Annotated in this window: 13 protein-coding genes, 1 tRNA gene and 2 pseudogenes; 13 read left to right on the top strand and 3 right to left on the bottom strand. The window is 46.4% G+C overall.

Going from position 1 to position 17,779, the window contains the following annotated elements:
• The first annotated feature begins 95 nt into the window (after positions 1-95).
• Positions 96-989 carry a SphA family protein gene (locus tag RBH92_RS07695; RefSeq protein WP_307931533.1) on the top strand — a complete coding sequence of 298 codons (894 nt, stop codon included), beginning with the start codon at positions 96-98 and terminating at the stop codon, positions 987-989.
• 453 nt (positions 990-1,442) lie between these two features.
• On the opposite strand, the gene RBH92_RS07690 is transcribed toward RBH92_RS07695, so the two are convergent.
• A complete protein-coding gene (locus RBH92_RS07690) occupies positions 1,443-1,898 on the bottom strand; it encodes a VOC family protein (protein WP_307931532.1) in 456 nt (151 codons plus the stop codon).
• A gap of 227 nt (positions 1,899-2,125) precedes the next feature.
• Here RBH92_RS07690 and tnpA (RBH92_RS07685) point away from each other — a divergent pair.
• From tnpA (RBH92_RS07685) to RBH92_RS07660, 6 genes and pseudogenes are all read left to right on the top strand, one after another.
• A pseudogene (tnpA, locus tag RBH92_RS07685) lies at positions 2,126-2,555 on the top strand (IS200/IS605 family transposase).
• Between the two features lie 106 nt (positions 2,556-2,661).
• A complete protein-coding gene (locus RBH92_RS07680) occupies positions 2,662-3,567 on the top strand; it encodes a hypothetical protein (RefSeq protein ID WP_307931531.1) in 906 nt (301 codons plus the stop codon).
• A 104-nt stretch (positions 3,568-3,671) separates the two neighbouring features.
• A pseudogene (gene tnpA, locus RBH92_RS07675) lies at positions 3,672-4,101 on the top strand (IS200/IS605 family transposase).
• A gap of 170 nt (positions 4,102-4,271) precedes the next feature.
• The gene (locus RBH92_RS07670) at positions 4,272-5,651 is read left to right on the top strand and encodes a replication initiation factor (protein WP_307931530.1); all 1,380 of its coding nucleotides are present in this window, start codon (positions 4,272-4,274) and stop codon (positions 5,649-5,651) included.
• 2 nt (positions 5,652-5,653) lie between these two features.
• A complete protein-coding gene (locus RBH92_RS07665) occupies positions 5,654-6,001 on the top strand; it encodes a helix-turn-helix domain-containing protein (protein ID WP_307931529.1) in 348 nt (115 codons plus the stop codon).
• Positions 5,920-6,930, top strand: a complete 1,011-nt coding sequence (locus RBH92_RS07660; RefSeq protein ID WP_307933942.1) for a tyrosine-type recombinase/integrase — start codon at positions 5,920-5,922, stop codon at positions 6,928-6,930. Before RBH92_RS07665 ends, RBH92_RS07660 begins: the two co-directional genes overlap by 82 nt.
• 25 nt (positions 6,931-6,955) lie before the next feature.
• Here RBH92_RS07660 and RBH92_RS07655 read toward each other — a convergent pair.
• Positions 6,956-7,031 (bottom strand) — tRNA-Lys (locus RBH92_RS07655).
• A 618-nt stretch (positions 7,032-7,649) separates the two neighbouring features.
• Between RBH92_RS07655 and galE the strand changes: the two genes are divergently transcribed.
• Positions 7,650-8,684, top strand: coding sequence for a UDP-glucose 4-epimerase GalE (galE, locus tag RBH92_RS07650; RefSeq protein ID WP_307931528.1), 1,035 nt, complete (start codon positions 7,650-7,652; stop codon positions 8,682-8,684).
• A 66-nt stretch (positions 8,685-8,750) separates the two neighbouring features.
• Positions 8,751-9,644 (top strand): UTP--glucose-1-phosphate uridylyltransferase GalU, encoded by an 894-nt coding sequence (gene galU / locus RBH92_RS07645; RefSeq protein WP_292923942.1) that lies wholly within the window; start codon positions 8,751-8,753, stop codon positions 9,642-9,644.
• Positions 9,645-9,731: 87 nt separating this feature from the next.
• Here the strand turns inward: galU and RBH92_RS07640 are convergent, their stop codons facing one another.
• A complete protein-coding gene (locus tag RBH92_RS07640) occupies positions 9,732-12,032 on the bottom strand; it encodes a penicillin acylase family protein (protein WP_307931527.1) in 2,301 nt (766 codons plus the stop codon).
• Between the two features lie 299 nt (positions 12,033-12,331).
• Here RBH92_RS07640 and flhB point away from each other — a divergent pair, with 299 nt between their 5' ends.
• From flhB to RBH92_RS07620, 4 genes are read left to right on the top strand one after another with little or no spacing between them, the layout of a single operon-like run.
• Positions 12,332-13,471, top strand: coding sequence for a flagellar biosynthesis protein FlhB (gene flhB / locus RBH92_RS07635; protein WP_307931526.1), 1,140 nt, complete (start codon positions 12,332-12,334; stop codon positions 13,469-13,471).
• Positions 13,472-13,524: 53 nt separating this feature from the next.
• On the top strand, positions 13,525-15,606 hold the full coding sequence (flhA, locus tag RBH92_RS07630; protein ID WP_307931525.1) for a flagellar biosynthesis protein FlhA: 2,082 nt from the start codon (positions 13,525-13,527) through the stop codon (positions 15,604-15,606).
• On the top strand, positions 15,603-16,889 hold the full coding sequence (flhF, locus tag RBH92_RS07625; RefSeq protein WP_307931524.1) for a flagellar biosynthesis GTPase FlhF: 1,287 nt from the start codon (positions 15,603-15,605) through the stop codon (positions 16,887-16,889). Before flhA ends, flhF begins: the two co-directional genes overlap by 4 nt.
• Entirely contained in the window at positions 16,882-17,778 is an 897-nt protein-coding gene (locus RBH92_RS07620) for a MinD/ParA family ATP-binding protein (RefSeq protein ID WP_292923952.1), read from the top strand. Before flhF ends, RBH92_RS07620 begins: the two co-directional genes overlap by 8 nt.
• Position 17,779 lies beyond the last annotated feature (1 nt).

Here is a 17,779-nt window from a genome sequence, read left to right as displayed (position 1 = left end):
GGTTGTTATTCTTTCTGTATTCTTAACCGCCTAGTAACAAATTGTGGAGCAGTACATATATGGAAGTGGCAGAAATGTCGCCATGATCTATCTCAATGACGATCTATAGGCACACACTTTTTGTGCTGGTAATAGTAAGTAAGGCTGGTACAGCATTTGCTACTGAAGGCGGAGGCAGTATTTATCCGCTTGGGGCTGAGGAATATATCTGTTGTGCGTTACCTAAACCCGGGGTTTACGGGATGCTGTGGGGACGGCATTACAGTGCTGATAAAATTCGTGATAATGAGGGAGAGGTTGTATCACACCCGTCTTTCAGGGTGACTGCCAGCGCTATTGTCCCTCGAGTTGTATGGATCACACCAATAAATATTATGGGGGCTTCATTAGGTTTTCACACGATCATGCCTATTGTGAACCTCAATGTTAAGGTTGCTCCGGAAGTTTTTCAAAATAAAACAGGTATCGGGGATATGACGATAGGAGGAGTATTAGGCTGGCAGCTCAGTGATAAATTACATAGCGTGGCTGCGCTTGAATTGTTTGCTCCAACTGGAAATTATCATAAGGATAACATTGCAAATATTGGCCGAAATCACTGGGCAATTCAACCTGTTCTTGGCATTACTCGTATTGATCCAACCGGCTTGAATATGGGTATCAAGGCGATGTGGACATATAATCTCCAAAATAAAGATACAAATTACCTGTCCGGACAAGAGCTTATTATTGACTATACCCTAGGCTGGGGGGTGGGAAGAGGCTGGGTATTAGGTATCGGTGGTTATGCTTACTGGCAGGTCACTAATGATTCCCAAAATGGCGAATCGGTTACAAATAATAAGGGGCGTGCTTATGCGATAGGTCCGTCAATACGTTACGATAGTGGACGGGGATGGTTCATTACCGGTAAATACCAAATAGATACGGCAGTCAGGAATCGCGCTGATGGAACTGCATTCTGGCTTAAAGCTGTTCTCCCATTCTGAGATAGCATGAATTTGCTGAAGAACGATGCAATTGATTATATGCATATATTTATCCATCGCTACATCCACGATTGCAGATTCAAGCAGCCGTATATTATAGGGCAGCGATCTCAATCGGGTCACTGCAATAATGGAACACGATCTATCCATGGGAAAGTACTAGTGTCATTTTCAGGAGACAACTGCATTAAACGTCAAAAATCGATAACATAAAACTAATTGTTATAATTATTGATTTTTTATGCATACATCCTCCAATCTAAATTTCACCACAGTGATTAATATGAATTTGTGCGGATCCCAGAATATACCCAGTTGAATGAAAGGAAATCTGAACGCCATTGACGTAAAAGTTTTCACCATAGTTATGTGTTTTCACGACTATATGTAAAAATCGCTAAGTGGACAATAAAGCCCTTCTGAAGTCATTATCAGCATTGGTTTATTTCTAAGTTAACTATTATCGCGTTGAGTAGGTCCTAGACCTTTTGCATTCAATTCTGCAAGTGCCTCTTCAGTTTTTTTAAGATGACCCAGACCCATTCCCCGTAATACATGATCAGCTTTAGTGTATTGAATCTTGCTATACGTCGTTATTTCAATACGATTTCCCCAAGGATCAAGAAAATCTAGAAAAGAGCCACTTAGAAATTTAACTCGCATATGCTCAAGTGTTTGTCTCACCAATTCCTTATTGTCCACTGCTATGCCAACATGACGCTTTTGATCGGCTTGTCTATTATCATTTTTTATGAAATTGATAAATTGATCTCCAAAATAAATAGATGCTTGCATCTCATTTTTTTCCTGAACTTCGAAATTCAAGAAATCGCTATAGAATTTTATGGCTTCCTCTATATCCCCAACTTCTAATGCCACGTGATTTATACCTATTGCATTTGCTTTCATATTTTTCCTTTTTAAATCTATTAATAATTATCTAGTACACCGAATACATAAAACCTCAGCAAAGTACAAAGATAGTCCGTTAGAAACTGATATATCCAGATATTTAATATGACAGATACATTTATCTATCTCTTAATCTGGAATTTTATTGTCCATCATAAGGTTAAAACCACCGGCTTCAGCCGGTCAGCTTTAGCTGCGAGAATATGCCACACAGGAGGTGTGGCATGGATTATAGATATGGAAGTCATACGGTTTATCAGATTGAATATCATTTTGTATGGGTAACGAAGTATAGATATAAGATTCTGAAGGGAGAAGTAGCAGAACGAGTACGAGAGTTGGTTCGTCAGACGTGTGAAGCATTTGAAATCGGAATTGTACAGGGTGTAGTAAGTAAGGATCATGTGCATATTCTGGTGAGTTGTCCGCCGGAGATGGCTCCGAGTGAGATCATGAGGCGGCTAAAAGGACGAACATCGAGCTATCTGTTTGAAGAATTTCCTCACTTGAAGAAGCGGTACTGGGGAAGGCATTTTTGGGCGCGAGGGTATTTCTGCGTGACAGTAGGCCAGATGACAGAAGAGATGATCACAATACTTGGAGCATCATTTTGAGCCAAATCCAAACGACAATTTTAAAATGGAGCCGGAATAAGACGCGTCGTTTAGTCGACGCGTATCCGGACTTTCAGTCCGTAACTCAAACCCACCGGCTTTAGCCGGTGGTTGTTTAGTCTAATCAATGGAATTCTGAGCTACATATGCAACCTCGTATAGAAAAATCCATTGCCATAAAACTGGCTTCGGAACTGGTGCCTATATGTGTTGGGCTTTTGATGGATTATATGGCTAAACGTAATGGCTGGATTAAGATGCCTAAAGAATTTGAACAAATTCGGAAAAATTCAAATCTTGATGATTCATATGTGCTGGCTTACGAAGAAGAAAATAGAATCTTATCGTGCTTAATGAAATCTTTGTTTCCTGGAGATCCAACAAAGCAACTAAACCAATTTGATGATGAATTTCAAGCTATTAAAGAGGATGAGAAACTCAAGTTTGTGGATTCATATTTATGTGAAAAGCTAGGGGGCGATCTTTTTTATCTGTTTGAAAAGATTTCTAATGCTACCAACGAAGATCAGGAAATTGCTCGAAAAGAATTGGAAGCATTGTCTGAGAACGAAAAGAGAGAAATTTTTCTCTCAATGCAGTTATTCTTTGCTTATATTTATGCCTATTTTTACAACCATATTGCGCTCATGGTACACGGTCAAAAGTTGACTACACTTGTACCACTAGCACTAAAAGGTGATAAGAAAGCTTTCTGCAGAGCTATACAGATAGATCGAAATATTTTGACGGGCCATCCTTACTTTCGCGATACCTATGCACGCCTCCAGACAGGTGAAGACCCTAATTTTTTGAATTCAGTTACAGCATATATCGACCGTCCCGCTATTAAATGCAGGATTGATTATCCAGCGTTATATATGTTATTTGCTGTGCTGGATGGGTTTAAATGGCTAAATGATATGAAAGCGCGCGAGATTCTGGATTTGTATAACGGAATGGGATTGAATGGCGACAAGGGCTACATTGAAGATGAAAATTCTGTAATTAAGAAACGTATCGAATACCGTAATAAGCAGAAAAACGGCTATTAGTCAATGCACTAAAAAATAATTTTTATTGTCCATCATAAGGTTAAAACCACCGGCTTCAGCCGGTCAGCTTTAGCTGCGAGAATATGCCACACAGGAGGTGTGGCATGGATTATAGATATGGAAGTCATACGGTTTATCAGATTGAATATCATTTTGTATGGGTAACGAAGTATAGATATAAGATTCTGAAGGGAGAAGTAGCAGAACGAGTACGAGAGTTGGTTCGTCAGACGTGTGAAGCATTTGAAATCGGAATTGTACAGGGTGTAGTAAGTAAGGATCATGTGCATATTCTGGTGAGTTGTCCGCCGGAGATGGCTCCGAGTGAGATCATGAGGCGGCTAAAAGGACGAACATCGAGCTATCTGTTTGAAGAATTTCCTCACTTGAAGAAGCGGTACTGGGGAAGGCATTTTTGGGCGCGAGGGTATTTCTGCGTGACAGTAGGCCAGATGACAGAAGAGATGATCACAATACTTGGAGCATCATTTTGAGCCAAATCCAAACGACAATTTTAAAATGGAGCCGGAATAAGACGCGTCGTTTAGTCGACGCGTATCCGGACTTTCAGTCCGTAACTCAAACCCACCGGCTTTAGCCGGTGGTTGTTTAGTGCATTCAGATTCTTTGTCTTGATGCATAAAGTTCGTATCCGTTGCGATGCAGCAATATTTGCATGATCGCCGTGGATACGAGATTTTATCATGAAGAAAAAAATAAACGTTTTACCTGAATCTGTAGCATCTAATAAAATCGAAGCCGCCGAACCAACGCAGATGACGACGAGCTTCAGCGAGGAGGATAGATGCGAGGGAGAGGTGGAAAAAGATTCGACGGATGCGCTGCATCAGTCAGATTTATCCCCAGAGGGTACGCCACCTAGTAACACAGTACCCAATAACAGCAATAGAGAGTATTTCAAGTTTTTAAGGTTTGGAGTTGATAGTCTTTATTTATCCTATCCGGGGGAATTATTGCCGGAAGTGGATGAAGAGTTACAAGAACTAAAGCAGGTTGCGCAGTCGTCTGAGTTGCATGAGCAAGCGCTTGCCCAATATCCAATCAATGAGCATATCTTTGAAGTAAAAAGCAGCGGCAAAGGATTCTTTCCGTATGTGCTGAGAGATAATGCTTTCCACATTCAGCTATCCCGTAGCCGGTCTATTCCATTTGCTTATGTTCAGCTTTCCAGTGCATATCTGACGCATAAGGCGCCATTGGATGCGGAAAAGGCTTTACATCAGGTGCTAAAGCAACTGGGAACAATAGAAGAATCCGCCAATGTCAGCCGGATCGACCTGTTTGTGGACTTTGTCACTTCGGAAAATATGGAAAGCTGGGATCGTCATGCCTGGGTTACGCGTGCAGCAGCCATCAATACTTATTCGGTTGAGCGGGAATTCTCCGGCTGGATGATCGGGGCAGGGGGAGTTATCAGTTGCCGTTTGTATAACAAGACACTGGAAATAAAACAATCCAGGAAAGCTTATCTGCTCGAATTGTGGCATAAAGCCGGATGGAATGGATACGATCCGGTATGGCGGCTTGAATTTCAATTAAAACGGGAAGTACTCACGCAAAAGGGCTTAGGTAAGCTTACCGAGGTAATGGATAACCTCAACGGCTTATGGAGCTATGCCACCACCGAATGGCTACGGTTAACGCTACCCAATCCGGAAGATAAAACCCGTTCACGCTGGCCGATTCATCCATTATGGGGCTATTTATCATCGGTAGATTGGCAAACCGATAACAATCCTTTATTGCCACGTTTCAGTTCTGCACGGATTCCCAGCAATGAAATGATTTTCCGTGGTGCATTAAGTTCTCTTACTTCCTTCATGGCGCGCGAGCAAATCACAAACTTCGATCAGGGCTTTGCTGCCTATAAATTGGCTTTCTGTCAGCACTTCGAAGAAAAAAGTTTCAATCTGGGATTATCTTTCGATGATTTCATCAAAGAAAAGGTAGCCATTAAAGCGCGTCAGTTCAATACTATCCTGAATCGCGATATCGAATCCGAAGAAAAAGCCAAGCTGGATAAATCTGCCACTGAGTACCGGAAGCAGTCAGACGGTGAATAACGATGGGTAAAGTTAGTCTGCCCCTGCCTGCCATTCGATGCTTATCTAAAGAAGAAGCGGCGCAATATCTCGGTATCGGTGTCACATTACTGACGGAATTGGATATTCCTTGTATCAAGATAGGCCGCCGCAGTCTTTATGACAGGGTTGACCTGGATGCCTGGATAGAAGAATATAAGCAAGGCGAGCACGGGCGGGCTAAGAAGGAGGCAATATGGCCCAAACCCAAGAAGGAGTCTACCGGAGACAAGATTCTCGCTTCTGGTGGATTGCAACAACGCTCCCAAACGGCAAAAGAATACGCCAAAGCGCTGGGACTGAAAACCGGCAAGATGCCGAAGCACTGCTAGCCAAAATCCGGCTTGAAGCATTTCGTGAACATCATTTCGGTATTAAACCCCAACGCTCATGGCAAGAAGCCGTAGTACGGTATCTCACAATCAAAGCGAGTTTGCGTAGTTTTCGGGATGTAAATCGGATTTGCCGGATGCTTGATCCCTATTTGGGAAGTCTGACATTGAATCAAATTAACGGTGACGTGATTTGGTCAGTGGTACAGGGACAACTCAAGAAGGGTAACACACCGGCAACGGTGAATCGTTATCTGGCTTTGATTCGCAATTTGCTGAAAATGGCGCGCGATGAATGGCAGTGGATTGATAGCATCCCTAAAATTCGCTTATTGCCTGGCGAAGTGGAACGGGATCGGTGGTTAACCAGAGAAGAAGCAGATCGATTGATTGCAGCTGCACCTGAACACCTGGCGGCATTGATCCGGTTTGCACTGGCAACAGGCTGCCGGGCGCGTGAGATAACCGGATTGGAGTGGAATCGAGTCGATTTAGATCGACGCACTGCATGGTTGAATCGTACTAAAAATGGCACACCGAGAGGCGTTCCGTTAAATGCGGATGCAGTGGTAGTTTTGCAGGAACAAATGGGTAAGCATGAGCAGTTTTGTTTTACCTATCAAGGCAAACCGATTCTCTGGGAAGTTACAAATAGTGCATGGCATACCGCTCTAGCTAAAGCAGGATTAAAAGATTTTCGGTTTCATGATCTCAGACATACTTGGGCTTCATGGCATCGACAGGCTGGGACAAGCTGCGATGAATTAAAGGATTTAGGTGGCTGGAAATCTAGAATTATGGTGGATCGCTATGCTAAGTATGCAACCGAGCATTTAAGGGTTGCGGCGGCTAGAATCGAGGATGGACGTGGCGGGAATGTTGTGAATCTGTCACGTTTTTGTCACGTTCAAAAAGAAAAAAGGAGTTAGTGTTTAACTAACCCCTTATTCTATTTGGTAGGTCGTGGCAGATTCGAACTGCCGACCAACGGATTAAAAGTCCGCTGCTCTACCGGCTGAGCTAACGACCCAAAGCGCAGCATTATACCTGATTCCGGCACCGTAATAAAAGACCTATCAGCGGGAATGATTCGATCGGCGGTAAATTCATCAATCTAACAATGCACATTCATTATATTACATAAGATTATGTTTATTAAGTATAATGAAGGATGTTGCCAATATAAATAACTTACAACCGCTTAATCACATATCACTTTGTTTAAAAAAACAATTTTAATTTTTGGCAAGTGACGTGGAACAGGTCCGGTAGTTGTTGCTTGGAAGTTATGATCTCGCTTTAATCCTCAAATGTTAGCCGGTAAGCCGTATTGCCTAAGTTCCAGGTGTTAATCAGATCGCAATAACTACTGAAAAAGCCCGTCAGATTTGTATTTTGCCCTGCAGAACATTATGAGAAAATCGAGCCAAATGATAATCCATTGGATTTTATGAGTAACTCAGCACTTCATAAAATTAATGATGGAGCGTGAAAACATTTTGGCGCAGGAATTAATTATCTGCTTTGATCCATGACATCGCGTTGTCATAATTTTTAAGCATCATTTTAGTAGTGAATATCAAAATGCAATCCTGCAGATTGTGCAGGATACGGTTGCAGTAATTGTTATTTTTCATTAGGTTCTTTTATGATTTTTGTTACAGGCGGAGCAGGGTATATCGGGTCGCATACTTGCGTTGAATTGTTGAATGCTGGGTATGATGTAACCGTTTTTGACAATTTTAGTAACAGCAGCCCCGAAGCACTCGTTCGTGTGCAGCGGATCACCGGCAGGAAATTACAAATTATCCAGGGCGATTGCCGGGATCGCAGTGCTTTGATCGCTGCATTGCAACAGAGCCGGGCTAATGCAGTTATTCATTTTGCCGGTTTAAAGGCCGTCGGCGAATCTGTGTCAAAGCCGCTCAATTACTACGATCATAACGTCGTCGGTGCTTTGCGATTACTGGAAGCGATGCAGACATGCCATGTTCAAACGATCGTCTTTAGCTCTTCCGCTACGGTGTATGGCGATCCGGTTTACTTGCCTATTACTGAAGATCATCCATTGTCGCCCACTAACCCTTATGGCCGCAGTAAATGGATGATTGAAGAAATTCTACGCGATGCGTACCGCAGCGATTCTTTGATGAGGATTTGCATATTGCGTTATTTTAATCCGGTGGGTGCGCATGACAGTGGTTTAATCGGTGAAGATCCGCAAGGTATCCCGAACAATTTGATGCCTTTTATCGCGCAAGTTGCGGTAGGTCGAAGAGAGCATTTGAATATTTGGGGTAACGATTACTCGACGCACGATGGTACTGGCGTGCGTGATTACATTCATGTGGTTGATTTAGCTATCGGTCATATCCGCGCACTGGCGGCGTTAAAAAACATCAATAGCGCACAAAATGATCAATCTTCCGGTTGCATGACCGTAAATCTAGGCACAGGGCAGGGCTATAGCGTCATGGATGTGTTGCGTGCTTATGAAAAGGTTAGTGGATGCCGGATTCCGTATCAGATAGCGCCTCGGCGTTCCGGTGATATTGCGGCGTGTTATGCCGATCCTCAACTGGCGTCCCAAGTACTCGGCTGGAAAGCGCGATTTGATTTGGAGGCGATGTGCAGGGACAGCTGGCGCTGGCAGAGCGGGAATCCAAGCGGTTATCAGCAGTGATTGTGAGTCCTGATATTGTTTATAAATTTTTACTTTCTATTGTTTAATTTTTAAGGAGAGCAGCCAATGAAAGCGATAAAGAAAGCGGTTTTTCCTGTTGCCGGATTGGGAACACGTTTCTTGCCCGCGACCAAAGCAAATCCCAAGGAAATGCTGCCAATTGTCGATAAGCCGCTGATTCAGTTCGCTGCCGAAGAAGCCGTTGCTGCCGGGATTGATGTGTTAATTTTTATTATCGGCAGAAATAAAAATTCAATTCCGGATCATTTCGATAAAGCATTCGAACTGGAAGCCAAACTGGAAGCGGAGAGCAAGTGGGATATGCTGAATGTGGTCCGCGATATTCTGCCATCGCGTATTGATTGCATTTACATCCGCCAAGTGGAAGCCTTGGGCCTCGGTCATGCGGTTTTGTGCGCCCAATCGGTGGTCGGCGATGAGCCGTTTGCGGTTTTGCTGGCCGACGATTTGATCAAAGCGGGTGAACGCTGCTGCCTGAGTCAAATGGTTGATATTTATAGCCAGCATCATTGTTCGATATTAGGAATTGAGCGAGTGCCGCACGATACCGTCCACCGGTATGGAATTATCGACAGCTCGATCATGGCGAAAAATCTGTCAAAAGTGAATGCCATTGTCGAAAAACCGGCGATTGACGCAGCGCCTTCCAATCTGGCGGTAGTGGGCCGATACATTTTGACGCCGCGCATTTTCAAGTTGCTGGAACAAACTGAACGCGGCGCCGGAAACGAAATCCAGCTAACCGATGGGATTGCTAAATTGCTAAAAGATGAAACGGTTTTAGGCTATGAATTTACCGGAAAACGATACGATTGCGGTAGTAAATCGGGCTATTTGCAAGCAACGGTGGAATTTGCCTTACAGCACCCGGAGCTAAAAGATGGCTTTGAAAAGTATCTGCAGGATCTTGTGAAGAAAAATTCAACCAACCCGGTATAACGCAAAACAACTTCATTGACCGATATGAACCGCGACATCGGATTTACGATTTCTATCCGGTCCTTTATCGACTGGAAACGGGATGGATCAATTGGGTGGCACCAGCTTCATTTGACGATCAACCAGGCCGGGTAAAAAGGGTGTTGGTTTCCCTTGAGCCCAGTTAGTATGGCCGCTGCCGTAATACGGTGAGAGCGGATGCCCGCTTTGCCCTCCGGGCATATCGAAATAACTCAATTCTTCCTGGCCGGGAGCGATGACTGAGCGTTGCGAAGCGCCAAAGTTCGGGGATTGCACACGCGGCATATTATGATCCCCTGGCAATGGATCGCTGGGCATATCCAGCCACCGCCCGATCCAATCCGGGAATTGCCGGCTGAAAGGATGCTTGATTTGCGCGGAATTTACGGCGCCCCATTTTTGTATGATAAAGCGGCCATCTTGATTCATCCGAGCCGCGACTGCCTGCAGGCAATGTTGCAGTAATTCATTCCAGTTCTGATGCGGCGCTGGAAGCAAGTGCAGCGGTTGTTGTTCGAGTAATTGCCACACGGCCCATTCGGTTTGGCTCAGCCGAGGAAACTGGAATTCCGGATCGTTTCGCCGGATCTGCGCTACAAAACCATTCATCAAGGTATCCATGACTTCATAGCGGAATGCTCGGACAAGGTGATATGCCGCCGAATCCGTCGATGCTTTGCCGGTCCAATCCGCCAGCGCCGTTTGCACCGGTTGCAGCCATTTCGCGCGAGTATCGAATGATTCAGCGGTTTTTTGTAACAATTCAAACCAACGAGTTAACAGCAATGCGCGATCGTCGAGCTGAATGGCCTGTACGTCAACAATGGAGAATTGATCGCGCTCAAACAAACGATTGCGAATTTGCGTCGCTCTTGCTCCCAAGTCGTAACCGCCGTTACCTATCAATTTGAGTTGCTCCGCCGAAACGGCGCGAGCATTGGCTGACCATAGCCGCCCCGAGTCAGGGTTGTGAAGCAGCGGATACAAATCATAATCCAGCCAGCCGCGCCATCCGGCGCCGGGCAGCGACCAATCCGCAGGCGTTTGCGGATCGTAACTGGAGAACCTGCCGGGAATGCGGCCAGCCAGTGTCCAGCTGATATTGCCGTTACGATCGCCGGCAATGAAATTTTGTACCGGGATGCCGAATTGGCGCGCGATGCCGGCGGCATCCCCAGCCGTTGTGATTCGCTCCAATTCCAGCAATTTGAGGTTGATTGCGTCCGGCTGCAGCGCAGTCCACACCAATGCAAGCGGTGTTCCATCATGATCTTGCGCAATAATCGGCCCCCACTCGGTTTCGGAGATTGTGAGTTGCTCATCCGGCGCGTTCCGGATACGAATCGTTTCGGTAAAAATTTGGAGCGGTTGCCAGCCATCTGAGTTGCGATATTGCGCACGATCGGTATCGTTGATACGAATCCGAGCCCAATCTGAGAAATCACCGTGGCTATTGGTAAAACTCCAGGCGATATGACGATTGGAACCGATCACGATGGATGGAACGCCCGGCAAGCTGATGCCCGTTATATCGTGAGACCGGGCGGACGAAGCATCCGGATAAATCAAACGCACCCGGAACCATACATTGGGCACGCGTAACTTTAAGTGCATGTCATTCGCGACAATTGCAGCGCCGCCGGTTAATTGCCCCGAGACTGCAAAGCTGTTACTGCCGGGCGATTGCTCGGTCCGGGAAAAATCATCCGCCGGCTTTTGCGCATTAATCGCTCGCAGATCGATATCATTTTCAGAGGGCAGCGGCGGCAGTTGCATGAATTCACCGAGCAAGGGCGCGTCCCAGTTTCCCGCCGGCGATGTAAGAAAATCATAAACCGGTTCAGGCAGCATGGCGCGCATGCTGGAAAGCGCCAGCTCACGATTAAAATTTTCTTCATTCAATGTCAAAAACATGGCCAATATGACCAGCAGGCTGTCTTCGTTGCGCCATGGAACAGGACGGGTTCGGGTAAGCACATAAGGAAAAGGACGCACTGCCAATGCGTGCAAACCGTGATTAACGCCCGCCCGGTATGCGTCAAGCAGTTGCAAATGTTCGCCCGGCAATTGCTGCAAGATCGCGGAAGCGCGTGCGCGCAGTCTCAGCAATCGAATTTTCCGGTCATGCGAGAGCACATCGATCCCGAACAATTCGGCTAATTCTCCGGCAGCTTGCCGTCTCATCAGATCCATTTCGAAAAAGCGTTCCTGCGCATGTACAAATCCCATCGCCATCGCAAGATCCAGGCGGCTAAGGCCGGTTAAGGTGACACTGCCGAGTGCATCCCGATCAATCGTCACTGGTGCAGCCAATTCCGGCAGCGCGGTTTCGCCATCGTATTGCGGCAGGCTTCCGCGTAGTAACAAGCCAGCGGCAATCAAGAATAAGACAGTCAATATTGAGCTTATTAATAGGATGGAACGAATTGGACTTGCAGTAAATTTTCGAATTAATGAATGCGTGGCGAAGGTCATAGAAATCTCAGCAGAAAACGCAGCTTAAAAAATGAAATCGAACGAAATTAATTGATAGTGAATTGATATTAAAAGAATTACTGCATGAAATCGAAACTATTGGTAATTAAAGGCATGAATCCTTCTTTATTCCAGCCATTGAATCAATAGCAGCGCAATGATAATGCATTGGTAGAAATTTGGAGCTTGTTATGTCGGAAGAGAGTGATTTAGAACGTACCGAAGAGGCCACGCCGAGGCGCTTAGAGAAAGCGCGGGAAGAAGGCCAGGTTGCACGTTCTCTTGAACTGACGACATTTACCGTGTTATTGGCTGCGGCTGCGGGCGTTCTGTTCTTGGGCGCTGGATTAATGGACAAGTTGCTGAAAATCATGAAAACCGGCATGACCGTTGAACGGGAGCTGGCTTTTCAGCCGGAATTGATGCTAGTGCGGTTCTATCACTTAGCCATCGAGGGGTTGATTTCGATGGCTCCCTTATTGTTCCTGCTGCTGGTTGTCGCCTTTTTCGCGCCGATGCTGTTGAGCGGCTGGATGTTCAGTACCAAGGCATTAATACCGAAATTTGATCGCATTGATCCGATTAAAGGTTTTGGCCGGATTTTTTCGGTGCACAGCTTGGTCGAGCTGGTCAAAGCGATACTTAAAACGGTAATCATCGGCGGCGTTGCGGCATTGGTCATTTGGTCAAACAAAGATACGGTCATGGCGCTGATGACCGTTCCGGTCGATCTCGGAGTCAGCCGTACCGGTGATTTTCTAGCCATCAGTTTCCTGTTGATCATTGGCGCAATGGTTCTGGTTGTGGCAATCGATATTCCCTACAAAATTTGGGAGCATGCCAAACAATTGCGGATGACCAAAGAGGATGTTCGCAAGGAATTTAAAGAAAGCGAAGGAGATCCGTTTGTTAAAGCCCGTATCCGGAACATTCAACGCGAGGCCGCGCGCCGCCGCATGATGGCGGAAGTGCCGAAAGCAGACGTCATTGTCACCAATCCGACGCACTATGCTGTGGCATTGCGATACCAAAACGGCATGCGTGCGCCTAAAGTGGTTGCAAAAGGTGTGCACTTGCTGGCCGCTCGCATCCGTGAAATCGCCGAAGAGAATCGCATACCGATTCTGGAAGCGCCACCGCTGGCTCGTGCCTTATATCACCACGCTGAGCTGGAAAGCGAAATTCCGGAAAAATTGTATACCGCGGTTGCCGAAGTGTTGGCTTACGTCTTTCAGTTGAGACGCTATAACGAATACGGCGGAAAAGCACCGCAGCCGCCGGTTGATGTACCGGTTCCGGTGGAATTGGATCCGGGACAGCAGGCAGTCTAGCCGGACCGGATAACGTTGAACACTCTTAATTATCAGTTTTTATGGCTCACATTATGAATAATGCAGCTACATTGTCATCCGTAGGAATGCTTAATAATCTTAAGAATTTGGCCGGGCCAATATTGATTATTATGATTCTGGCCATGATGGTGTTGCCGCTGCCGCCATTCATTCTGGATGTGTTCTTCACTTTCAATATCGCGGTATCGATCATCGTGCTGATGGTCAGTCTGTACACCCGGAATCCACTGGATTTCGCGGTTTTTCCGACAATTCTGTTGATTACTACCTTGCTTCGGTTATCGCTGAACATCGCTTCCACCCGGGTGGTATTGCTCGACGGTCATACCGGGCCCGATGCGGCCGGTAAGGTGATCGAAGCGTTCGGGCACTTTCTGGTGGGCGGGAATTACGCTGTCGGTATCGTCGTATTCATTATTCTGGTGGTGATCAACTTTGTTGTGATTACCAAAGGTGCGGGACGTATTGCCGAAGTCAGCGCGCGTTTCACCTTGGATGCCATGCCGGGCAAGCAAATGGCGATCGATGCCGACCTGAACGCCGGTTTGATCGGTGAGGATGAAGCGCGCAAACGCAGAGCAACTATTTCCCAGGAAGCGGATTTTTACGGTTCGATGGATGGTGCCAGCAAATTCGTACGCGGCGATGCGATTGCCGGCATATTGATTATGTTGATTACCATCGTCGGCGGGTTGATTGTCGGTATCATGCAACATGATCTGGAGTTAGCTGCGGCGGCGAAGAATTATACCTTGCTGACCATCGGCGACGGTCTGGTCGGGCAAATTCCCGCGCTGATCATTTCAACGGCTGCCGGTTTAATGGTGAGCCGTGTGACGACCGACGAAGATCTCGGCGAGCAGGTTTTGAGCCAACTGTTCAATCAGCCGCAAATCTTGGTTATCACTGCTTCCATACTAGGCATCATGGGATTAATTCCCGGCATGCCAAATTTCGTATTTCTGCTGATTGCCTCCATTTTAGGCGGGATCGCTTATTTAAAACTGAAGAATCCGGTTGTACAACCAGTTGCGCCCGCGCCTGCCGAAGTTCCTTCGCTGGAGAGATCAGATGCCAGTTGGGAAGATGTAACACCGATTGATACGCTGGGACTGGAAGTTGGATATCGTTTGATCCCTCTGGTCGATAAAAACCAGCAGGGCGAGCTGCTAAAAAGAATTAATGGAATACGCAGAAAGTTCGCGCAAGAAATCGGTTTTCTGCCGCCAGTCATTCACATTCGCGACAACCTTGAATTGCGGCCCAATGCTTACCGGATCACGCTGAAAGGCTCGGTCATCGGTCAAGGAGAATCGTATTCCGGCATGTATCTGGCGATTAATCCGGGCAGGGTAACCATGCAATTACCCGGCACTGTCACAAGCGACCCTGCTTTTGGGTTGCCCGCCGTGTGGATCGAATCCTCGCTGCGTGAACAAGCGCAGCTCAACGGCTATACCGTTGTGGATGCGAGTACCGTTGTGACCACGCATATCAATCACTTGATCCATGCGCATGCCGCCGAGCTTTTAGGCCGGCAGGAATTGCAGAAGCTATTCGATTATTTGAATGTGCAATTTCCTAAACTTATTGAAGACTTGGTACCCAAGCTACTGCCGTTATCGACGGTGCAAAAAGTCTTACATCATTTACTCGAAGAAGATGTTCATGTCCGGGATATGCGCACCATTATTGACGTATTGACCGAGCATGCGGCAAAAACCCAAGATGCCATTGAATTGACTGCTTTAGTCAGATCGGCGCTCGGCCGCGCTATTGTCGATCAATATTTCCCCGCTGAATCTGAAGTGCAAGTCATGAGCCTGCATCATGAATTAGAAAATTTATTGACCCAAGTCATGCAAGGCAATGGAACGCAAGGCCCCGGAATCGAACCCGGATTAGCGGATACCTTGTTGAATGAGACCCGCGTTGCCGCACAACAGCAAGAAAAATTGGGCCTTCCATTGGTATTGCTGGTACCCGGAAGCATACGTTTCTTAATGGCGAAATTTTTACGCCGCGCTTTGCCACAGTTACGCGTGCTGGCGCATTCCGAAATTCCTGATTCGAAGAAAATCAAAATCACTTCCCTGGTCGGAGGTAATCCATGAAAGTAAAACGATATATTGCATCGACATCGCGCGAAGCGTTGCGGCAAGTCAAAGAAGAACTTGGCGAAGATGCCGTTATTTTATCCAACCGGAAAATCAGAAACGGTGTAGAGATCATGGCATTAGCCGATGCCGAGATGTCCAATTTAGTCCAGCAGGACACGCCTGCGCCGAGTTTATCTTCTCTCAGCAGACACTATGAATCGCAAAATGATTTTACCGAAGCAGAGACTTATTCAAAGCGAGTGCCTGAAAACCCGCTGCAACAACCGTCATTGCATGAAAATGACTCGATTTCCGCAACGTTTGCACGCGACATAATCGCCGAGATTCAAGCGATGCGCACTACCCTGGAAGACCAAATGGCAACTGTCGCTTGGGGAAACTTCACACAGCGCCGGCCGGATAAAGTAAAACTGCTGCGAACTTTGTTGGATTGCGGCTTTAGCCCGCTATTAACACGTCATTTGATCGGAAAATTACCGGAAGATTTGGACTATGAACAAAGCCTGAAACAAGCCATGTCAATTTTGACGGCTAATCTTCGAACAGCCGTCAGTGACGACATGATTGAACGGGGCGGTATCTATGCGTTGGTCGGGCCGACCGGCGTCGGTAAAACGACGACTACGGCAAAGCTTGCGGCCCGCTGTGTTATTCGCCATGGTGCGGATAAAGTTGCATTGCTTACCACCGACAGCTACCGGATTGGCGGTCATGAACAGCTTAGAATCTATGGGCAATTGCTGGGAATACCCGTCCGCAATATCAAAGATACTGAAGACCTGCAACTGACGCTCTCCGAATTGCGTAATAAACATATGGTATTGATTGATACCGTCGGGATGAGTCAACGCGATCGAATGGTGGTGCAGCAAATGTCCATGCTCAGGAATTGCGGAATGGAAGTAAAACGCATTCTGATCTTGAGCGCTACTTGCAATGGCAAAACATTGGACGAAATCATTTCAGCTTATCAAGAGGGGGGCATATCCGGTTGCATCATCACAAAGGTTGATGAAGCGGCGAGCCTTGGTGTGGTATTGGATGCGGCGATACGCCGGAAACTGATGTTGCATTATGTCGCCAACGGACAAAAGGTTCCGGAGGATATTCATGCCGCGCATTCACGCTACTTGTTGCACCGCGCTTTCAAATCGTCACCTAAGGATTCCGCGTTCACTTTGCAAGATGCGGAATTCGCCCTGATCATGGCTACCAAGGGCGAAGCGGAGACGTTGTCATCGATGGGTCAAGCGATTGCAGGATTGGCATATGACTAGATTTATTTTGCAAGATCAAGCGGCAGGATTACGTCAGCTTACCGGTCTGCGAGCACTTGATTCCGGACGGGTATTTACGATCGTGGGCGGAAAATCACGTGTGGGAAAAACCAGCGTTATCGTGAATCTGGCCTCCGCATTGGCTCAGAATGGGCAACGGGTGCTCCTGATCGATGAGAATCCCTGTCATAACAACATTTGCACGAGTTTTGGCATAAAAGCGCGCTTCGATTTATTGCATGTGATTCACCGCGATAAGCGTCTGGAACAGGTGATTTTGCGCGGCCCGGACAACATATCCATTTTGTCCGCAATGCGCGGCATCCAGGCTTTGAGCAAGCTCAATCCTCTGGAACAAAACTGGCTTATCAAGAGTTTCTCGGAGCTTACCGATACTGTTGATATCGTTCTAATTGATACTGCAATGACCGGTACAACGCATGTTTTACCACTCAGCCTGGCATCGGAACAGATCTTGGTTGTAATTTCTGGATCGGTTGCATCTCTGACAGGTGCTTATGCGCTCATTAAAATCATGAGCCAGGAGTATGCCCGGCAGAATTTTCTAATATTAGTCAATCGGGTCGATTCCGAAGCCGAATCTCTCGCGATCTATCAGAACTTATACAAAGTCGTGCGGCATTACCTATCCGCATCACTCGAATACGTCGGTTATATACCAAATGATGACAAGCTGCATTACTCGACACAGTTATGCAAATCGATATTGTCAACCTACCCGAATTCTCAGACAGCCGAGTGTTTTAAACATCTCGCTCAAAACATTTTACGCTCTGCGTGTCCGGATCGGTATGACGGTGGAGTTAATGATTTTATGCAACGGTTAATTCGAACAAGCCTTTTAAGTATGGACAATTTTACGGTGTGAG

This window comes from Nitrosomonas sp. sh817, from assembly GCF_030908545.1.
GTDB lineage: Bacteria > Pseudomonadota > Gammaproteobacteria > Burkholderiales > Nitrosomonadaceae > Nitrosomonas.
The sequence above is the reverse complement of the archived record's forward strand: the minus strand, read 5'-3'. Positions and strand labels throughout refer to the sequence as shown.

What these genes read in the sequence shown, in the direction of transcription:
- flhA (WP_307931525.1), top strand. Translation starts at nt 13,525, where the DNA reads ATGAATAATGCAGCTACATTGTCATCCGTAGGAATGCTTAATAATCTT.
- RBH92_RS07670 (WP_307931530.1), top strand. Translation starts at nt 4,272, where the DNA reads ATGAAGAAAAAAATAAACGTTTTACCTGAATCTGTAGCATCTAATAAA.
- RBH92_RS07690 (WP_307931532.1), bottom strand. Translation starts at nt 1,898, where the DNA reads ATGAAAGCAAATGCAATAGGTATAAATCACGTGGCATTAGAAGTTGGG.
- RBH92_RS07665 (WP_307931529.1), top strand. Translation starts at nt 5,654, where the DNA reads ATGGGTAAAGTTAGTCTGCCCCTGCCTGCCATTCGATGCTTATCTAAA.
- RBH92_RS07695 (WP_307931533.1), top strand. Translation starts at nt 96, where the DNA reads ATGACGATCTATAGGCACACACTTTTTGTGCTGGTAATAGTAAGTAAG.
- galU (WP_292923942.1), top strand. Translation starts at nt 8,751, where the DNA reads ATGAAAGCGATAAAGAAAGCGGTTTTTCCTGTTGCCGGATTGGGAACA.
- flhB (WP_307931526.1), top strand. Translation starts at nt 12,332, where the DNA reads ATGTCGGAAGAGAGTGATTTAGAACGTACCGAAGAGGCCACGCCGAGG.
- RBH92_RS07680 (WP_307931531.1), top strand. Translation starts at nt 2,662, where the DNA reads ATGCAACCTCGTATAGAAAAATCCATTGCCATAAAACTGGCTTCGGAA.
- RBH92_RS07620 (WP_292923952.1), top strand. Translation starts at nt 16,882, where the DNA reads ATGACTAGATTTATTTTGCAAGATCAAGCGGCAGGATTACGTCAGCTT.
- galE (WP_307931528.1), top strand. Translation starts at nt 7,650, where the DNA reads ATGATTTTTGTTACAGGCGGAGCAGGGTATATCGGGTCGCATACTTGC.
- flhF (WP_307931524.1), top strand. Translation starts at nt 15,603, where the DNA reads ATGAAAGTAAAACGATATATTGCATCGACATCGCGCGAAGCGTTGCGG.